This window comes from Bacillota bacterium (assembly GCA_036504675.1).
GTDB lineage: Bacteria > Bacillota > Sulfobacillia > JAJYWN01 > JAJZPE01 > DASXUT01.
In genome coordinates this window covers 1-6,956 of record DASXUT010000103.1, presented here as the reverse complement: position 1 = coordinate 6,956, position 6,956 = coordinate 1, and the positions used below count along the sequence as shown (strand labels likewise).

The following is a 6,956-nucleotide window of genomic DNA, read 5'->3' as shown; positions in this document are numbered from 1 at the left end:
GAGCGGCTGTCAGCCCACAGTTCCGGCCTTTTTCGGGACGCTCGAGGTCTCGGACATGACGCCCGGTTCATCGACATATCGGTAACTGGCGGAACATCTACGAGACCACGGAGGAAGTCAAGGCCGGGATCGTGGGCTGCTTCGACGCTGATGATGTGAGCAGCCCCCGATTCTCCATCGGCGGCCGGCCGGCCCGGACAGGAGATTCGAGACGAAGGGAGAATGACTATTCCGAATTATGCTGAAGTGGGGGGTGCGGACGTGGCCCGGAAGGTCCAACTACCTGGACAGGGAATGCGGCCGGAAGAGGTCCTCAGCGCGATGCGGGAGATGAAGGCTGGCGACGCTGACTGGCGGGGCGGACACACCTGGAGTCTCGTCTACTACGCCGGCGACGAGCACATCAAGGTCATCCAGGACGCGTACGACCTGTTCCTGATGGAGAACGCCCTCAACCCCATGGCCTTCCCGAGCCTGCAGCGGATGGAGAATGACGTGGTGGCGATCACGGCCAACCTCCTCGGTGGCGGTGCGGAGGCGTCCGGCAGCATGACCTCCGGAGGCACGGAGAGCATCCTCCTGGCCGTCAAGACGTACCGCGATTGGGCCCGGGCCGAGCGTCCCGAGGTCACCGCCCCGGAGATGGTCCTGCCCGCCTCGGCCCACCCGGCCTTCCTGAAGGCGGCTCAGTACTTCGACGTGGGGCCGGTGCTGGTCCCGGTCGGCCCGGACTTCCGCGCCGACGTGGAGGCGATGAGGTCGGCCATCACGCCGAACACGGTCCTTTTGGTCGGGTCGGCCCCCTCCTATCCGCACGGGGTCATCGATCCCATCGCAGAGCTGGCCGAGATTGCCCGATCACGCGGCCTGGGCCTCCACGTTGACTCATGCCTGGGTGGCTTCATCCTGCCGTTCGCCGCCCGTCTGGGCCATGAGGTGCCCCCGTTCGACTTAAGCATCCCGGGCGTCACCTCGATCTCGGCCGATGTGCACAAGTACGGTTACGCCGCCAAAGGCGCGTCGGTGATCCTGTATCACCGCGAGTCCTTGCGTAACCACCAGTTCTTTGTCGCCACCGACTGGTCGGGCGGCGTGTACATTTCGCCGGGCATGGGGGGGACCCGCTCCGCGGGCGCCATCGCCGCCGCCTGGGCCTCGCTGCACGCCCTGGGCGACTCCGGGCTGATGGACCTGACCCGCCGCGTGCTCGACATCACCCGCCGCCTGATGGAGGGCATCAACGCAATCCCCGGGCTGAGCATGCTCGGCAAGCCCGAAGCGAGCATCTTCGCCTTCACCAGCGGCGACGTCGATGTTTTCGCCGTGGCCGACGCGATGGAGCGGCGGGGGTGGCACATGGATCGCCAGCACATGCCGCCCAGCCTGCACCTCATGGTCACGCCGGCCCACGAAGCGGTCGTCGACCAGTTCCTCGGGGATCTTCGTCAGGCCCACCAGGAGGTCGTCGATAACCCATCCCTGGCCCAGGAGGGCATCACCCCGCTCTATGGGATGATCGCCACGACCGCCGACCGGGGTACGGTCAGGGAGGCCGTGTTGGGGCTCATGAACAGCATCTACAGCAGCTGAGGGGGCGGTCAATGTGGGTCCTGACCCGAGTCTGAAGCGCACCATGGGGGTCGGCATCGCCACCCTGACCCTGGTCGGGTACGTCATCGGCCCGGCAATCTTCATCCTGCCCGGGCAGCTGGCCAGGCAGACGGGCCCGGCCCTGTTCATCGCCTACATCCTCGCCGTCATTCCCGCCATCTTCGCCTGCGTGGTGACGGCGGAGGTGGCCGACTCGTTTCCCACCAGCGGTGCCGGCTACGTCGCGGTCAGCCGGGTCCTTTCCCCGTTCTGGGGTTTCATGATGGTCTGGACCGTGATCGTCCTGGTCGGCGTGGGTGTGCCGCTGCTCGCCTACGGCTTCGCCCAGTACCTCGGGTACTTCATCCCCGGGATGAATCAGATGCTCACGGCCCTGGCCGTGGTCCTCCTCTTCACGGTCATCAACGTCCTGGGCGTAAAACTGGCCGAATGGGTCCAGGCGGCGATGGTCATCGAGATGATCCTGGCCCTTGTGTTCTTCGCCGTGGGGGGCCTGGCGCGCGGGGACGCCGCCCTGATGAAGCCGCTTCTCCCGAACGGGCTGACCCCCGTGCTGATCGCGAGCGTGCCGGCTTACATCTCATACACCGGGTTCATGGTCCTGGCAGAGATCAGCGGGGAGATCCGGGACCCGGCCCGCAACGTGCCGAGGAGCCTGGCCCTCGCCCTGTTCATCGTCTTCGCCATCTACGTCTCGGTGCCACTGGCGCTGACCCACCTCATGCCGTGGTCCTCCTTCGACGGGAGCACTCCCGCCGTCGGGCTCGCCGCCAAGGTCTTCCTCCCGGGATGGGCGGCCGACGTGATCTCCCTCACTGCCCTGGTCGGCGCGGCCACCTCCATCCACGGGGTGCTGCTGATCCAGTCACGCGACGTCTTTGCGATGGCCCGCGACCGAGTCCTGCCGGAGATCTTCGCTCGGGTGGACGCGCGCCTGGGCCTACCCATCAACGCTGTTCTTCTGCTCGGGGCGATCTCCGCGGTCGGAGTCCTGCTTGGGCAGTCGATCACGAGCTACGCGATCATGACCGTCATTGGCTTCATGATCGTGCAGATCCTTGTCGGTAGCGCGATGTGGACCCTACCGCGCCGGCTTCCTGAAGTCTTCGCCGGCCGGTCCTGGCAGCCCGGTCCCTGGGTGCGCGGCTTTTTCAACGGCGGTCTGATCTTCCTGTCGTTGCTGTACACCGTCATCGGGGTGACCCAGAGCATCGTCTCGACCCTCACGTATCTGGGTTTTGTGGCCCTCGGCGGGGTCTACTACATCTGGCGGTGCAAGGCCTTGCTCAGGTCGGGATATGACGTCGGTAAGGCGTTGCGGGCCGACCGGCGAGTCGACGCCTAGCTTCGCATCCATGTATGAAAGGTCGGAGGTATTCGAGCGAAGACCGGAGTGCTTGAGATTGGGACTGGAGGTGAGTCAAAATGGCAACTTGGAGAAGGGTCCTCGTTTTGGCCATCGTGACAGCTCTGGTTTGGGGTTCGTGGACCCTGCCTGCCGGTGCGGCGGCGTCCTACTACCTGATCAGCGGGACGGTCTTTGACGAGAAGGGGAACCCCACCAGCGGCACCAGGATCGTCTTCAGCGACGGCCCCGTGATCCAAGCCGAGCCAAGCTTCAGCCGGCAGGTGAACGGCGGCGGCGTTGTGTACGTCAAGCCCGAAAAGGACGGTTTCCGTTTCCAGTTCCATTTTCGCTCCCATTCCTTTGCCCCGGACGGCTGGGTGCCGGCGGAAGGCTTGAAGGTGGGCCCCTTGGACCTATCAGGGAACATACCCGTGGTAGACCTGCGTTTCTACGCCTATCCGGAGGCCCCAAAGTATAACCTTTCGGGCCGGGTGACCAGCGAGGATGGGCGGGGCATCCCGGGCGTGACCATTCACTTTGGCGATGGAAAGGTCGTGCCCGCTGACCCCACCCAGGCTGGCGGCAATATCACCCCCTCGATGACCGACGACTTCGGCAACTGGGCCAAGAACGATCTCTCGGGTTCCGTCACGGTGATGCCCGCCATGACCGGCTATACCTTTGCCCCGCCGTACATGCTGGCGGGCAGCGCTTCCGCCATGATGAACTTCATCGGAACAGTGCAAGCCATGATCATAAAGGTCAACGTCAACGGCCTGCAGTTGGACTTTGACCAGAAGCCGGCGATGCGCAACGGCCGGGTGCTGGTCCCGCTGCGCAAGATCTTCGAAGCCCTGAACGCCAAGATCAGCTGGGATGACAAGACCCAGACCGCCACAGCCACCAGGGGAGGGACGACGGTAAGCGTGACCATCGGCTCCGTGGATGCCTATGTCAATGGCAAATTGGTGAAGCTGGACCAGCCGCCCATGGCGGTGAATGGTCGCACCCTGGTGCCGGTGCGTTTCATAAGCGAGGCCTTCGGGGCTGAGGTGAAGTGGGACGGGGAAAACAGCAAGGTGCAGATAGTCTCCAAGGAACGTCTGTCACCTAGCAAGGAAGCCGTGGCCGCTTATCTGCAAGGCCTGAAAGAGCAAGACCCGGCCAAGATAATCGCCTACATGGACCAGGCGATCAACCTTGCCCCTGACTTCTTCGTGGCCTACTTCACGCGGGGGTCCGAGTTTCAGAAGCTTGGGCAGGACGATAAGGCGATGGAAGACCTGAACCAAGCCATCCTGCTTGATCCCAGTTTTGGACGTGCCTATGGGGTCAGGGGCGATGTCTATGTCAAACTCAACCAGTACGACAAGGCCCTGGCGGACTTTGCCAAGGCCATCGAATTGAATCTTTCGCCAGCAAAAGCCCACAGCAGCAGGGGATTGCTCTATATCACCCTGAACCAGCCGGAAAAGGCCCTGGCCGATCTGGACAAGGCCGTGAAATTGGAACCCTACTCTCAGATGCCTTTGATCAGGCGGGCGACAGGGTACTTCCTGTTGAAACAAACGGATAAAGCCGTGGCTGACATACAGAAGGCTCTCCAGGTTGAACCAGATAACCCGGACAACGCAGGACTGAAATTGCACCTGAGAAAACTGGGTGTACCGGGGTACTAGAGGGCGGCGGCCGGTATCCCACTACCGCCTATAAACAAGAGGCGAGCTACAGACGGCAGTCTGCGGCTCGCCTTTTTCGTTTTCACCCGCTTTGCCTCGTGGCCGTGGTGGCAAGGTGAGGGGGCCCGGTGGCCATGGCCAACTTGAACACCGCCCCAAAAGAAGAAGAGTTCCCAGCCCACCCACTCACCGCCCCCGGAAGTTCCCCGACCGCCGCTCGAGGAAGGACTGCACGCCCTCCCGGGCGTCCTCGGTCTCGAGCAGGTCCTTTAACGCGGGGAACAGGTCGGCCATGGCCGCCTTCTCCCCTTCCAACCAGGCCTGGCGGGCCGACCTGATGGTCGCCCGCACCCCGAAGGGGGCCTGCCGGGCGACGCTCTCAGCCAGCTCGATGGCCCGCGGCAGGAGTCGCTCGGGTTCGACCACCTCTTGGACGAGCCCCATCCGAAACGCCTCCTCGGCCGAGAATTCGTCCCCGGTCAGCAGGTAGCGCATGGCGTTCCCCCAACCCACCTCGCGGACGAAGCGAACCGTCGCCCCGCCGAAGGGGTAGATCCCGCGCTTCACTTCAAGCTGCGCGAAGCGCGTGCCGGTAGCGGCGATTCGGATGTCGGCGGCCAGGGCCAGTTCGATCCCGAGGGTCAGGCAAAGACCATGAACGGCGCAGACGAGCGGCTTCTGGCGATATGGGGGGCTGGTCCCCCAGGGGTTGAACGACCCCTCGGGAAAGGTCAGGTCGCCCTGGGTCAAGGCCGGAACCACGTCGGCCAAGTCCAGGCCGAGGGTGAAGTGCTTGCCGTTGGCGAACAGCACCCCACAGCGCAATTCCGGGTCTTGCTCCAGCCGCCCATAGGCGGCGGCGAGGGCCTCGATGGTGGCCATGTTGAACAGGTTCCGTTCGGCCGGACGGTTCACCCCGATGAGCAGCACATTCCCGCGGACCTCAGCGGTGATGAGGCTTTCCTGGTTCACGGCGCCACCCCCCTGCGTTATTGACCCCAACGGCTTGGAGGATTCCCCCGGGCCGATGGGTTTTCCTCCCCTCGCCCGAAGCGAAAAGCCCGTCATCGGTCCGGCCGACGGCGGGCTCTCTTCATCTTGAGGTCATCCTCTTCTTCTTCAGTTCGTCCTACTCGTCCTGATCACGGCGGGCATTACTCGCCCCCGAGCTCAGAACCGGAAGTAGATGAAGGCGGCGTCCTTGTTCTTCATGAACAGCATCACCAGGATGACCGCGGCCGTGTAGACGAGGGCCCGCACGGGGGCCGGGAAGACCCGCCGCCAGAGGGCGTGGACGTCGACCTCGTGCTCCCTCAGCCACCATTCGAAGACCTGGGCCGCGTAGAGGCAGGCGACGAAAGCCAACATGATCAGCTCGCCCCGGCTGACTCCGAGGGGCTTCAAGAGGACCATGTGCTTGATCATCACCAGGGCCTGGATGATCGAGCCCGCCCGGAAGAAGACCCAGCCGATGACGGTCAGGTGGAAGAAGACGAAGACCGAGAGAGCGTGGTAGGTCCAGCTCTTGACCAGCCGCGGGCTCAGACGGGCCTCGATGTGACGGCGGTAGAGCCGCTCGACGACGGCCATGGCCCCGTGGTAGAACCCCCAGGCGACGAAGGTCCAGGCGGCGCCGTGCCAGAGGCCGGAGAGGGTCATCGCCAGGACGAGGTTGAAGAGCTGGCGGGGCACCCTGACCCGTGAGCCGCCGAGGGGGATGTAGAGATAATCGCGGATCCAGGTCGACAGGGTGACGTGCCACCGCTGCCAGAACTCGCGCGGGCCGGCGCTGAGGTAGGGGGTGTGGAAGTTCTGGGTCAGGCGGTAGCCGAACAGCCGCCCGATCCCCAGGGCCATGTCGCTGTAGGCGGAGAAGTCGAAGTAAATCTGGAAGGCGAAGAGGTAGGCGCCGATCCAGGCGCTCATCGCCCCGATGCCGGTCCCCAGGGCGAAGCGGCTGTCGACCAGCGGGGCCAGGGTGTCGGCGAAGATGACCTTCTTGGCCAGGCCGATCATCAGCAGGTAGACGCCGTACTTGAGGTCGCTGTTGTTGAAACGGATGCCGCCCGTCCGCTCGATCTGCGGGAGGAAGTCCCTGGCCCGCATGATCGGACCGGGGATGAGCTGCGCGAAGAAGGCGATAAAGACCCAGAACTCGAGGAAGGAGCGGCTGGGGGTCTGCTCGCCGCGGCCGACGTCGATGAGGTAGGCCACCAGCTGGAAGGTGTAGAAGGAGATGCCCACGGGTAGGATGATGGACAACAACTTCCCGTCCGGGGCGAAGTGAAGGACCTGGTTCAGGCTCTGGAAGAGGAAGT

The 6,956-nt window shown here is 64.1% G+C and carries 5 protein-coding genes; 3 read left to right on the top strand and 2 right to left on the bottom strand.

Features of this window, described 5'->3' with window-relative positions:
• The first annotated feature begins 261 nt into the window (after positions 1 to 261).
• The 3 genes from VGL40_07790 (at position 262) to VGL40_07780 (ending at position 4,638) form a co-directional block, all read left to right on the top strand.
• A complete protein-coding gene (locus tag VGL40_07790) occupies positions 262 to 1,590 on the top strand; it encodes an aspartate aminotransferase family protein (GenBank protein HEY3315160.1) in 1,329 nt (442 codons plus the stop codon).
• 13 nt (positions 1,591 to 1,603) lie between these two features.
• Entirely contained in the window at positions 1,604 to 2,956 is a 1,353-nt protein-coding gene (locus tag VGL40_07785; protein HEY3315159.1) for an APC family permease, read from the top strand.
• A 116-nt stretch (positions 2,957 to 3,072) separates the two neighbouring features.
• Positions 3,073 to 4,638, top strand: coding sequence for a stalk domain-containing protein (locus VGL40_07780; GenBank protein HEY3315158.1), 1,566 nt, complete (start codon positions 3,073 to 3,075; stop codon positions 4,636 to 4,638).
• Between the two features lie 186 nt (positions 4,639 to 4,824).
• Here the strand turns inward: VGL40_07780 and VGL40_07775 are convergent, their stop codons facing one another.
• Together VGL40_07775 and VGL40_07770 are read right to left on the bottom strand one after the other, a co-directional pair.
• The gene (locus VGL40_07775) at positions 4,825 to 5,610 is read right to left on the bottom strand and encodes a crotonase/enoyl-CoA hydratase family protein (GenBank protein ID HEY3315157.1); all 786 of its coding nucleotides are present in this window, start codon (positions 5,608 to 5,610) and stop codon (positions 4,825 to 4,827) included.
• Positions 5,611 to 5,808: 198 nt separating this feature from the next.
• Positions 5,809 to 6,956, bottom strand: a 1,148-nt coding sequence (locus VGL40_07770) for an MBOAT family O-acyltransferase (GenBank protein ID HEY3315156.1), incomplete at its 5' end; no start/stop codon positions are given.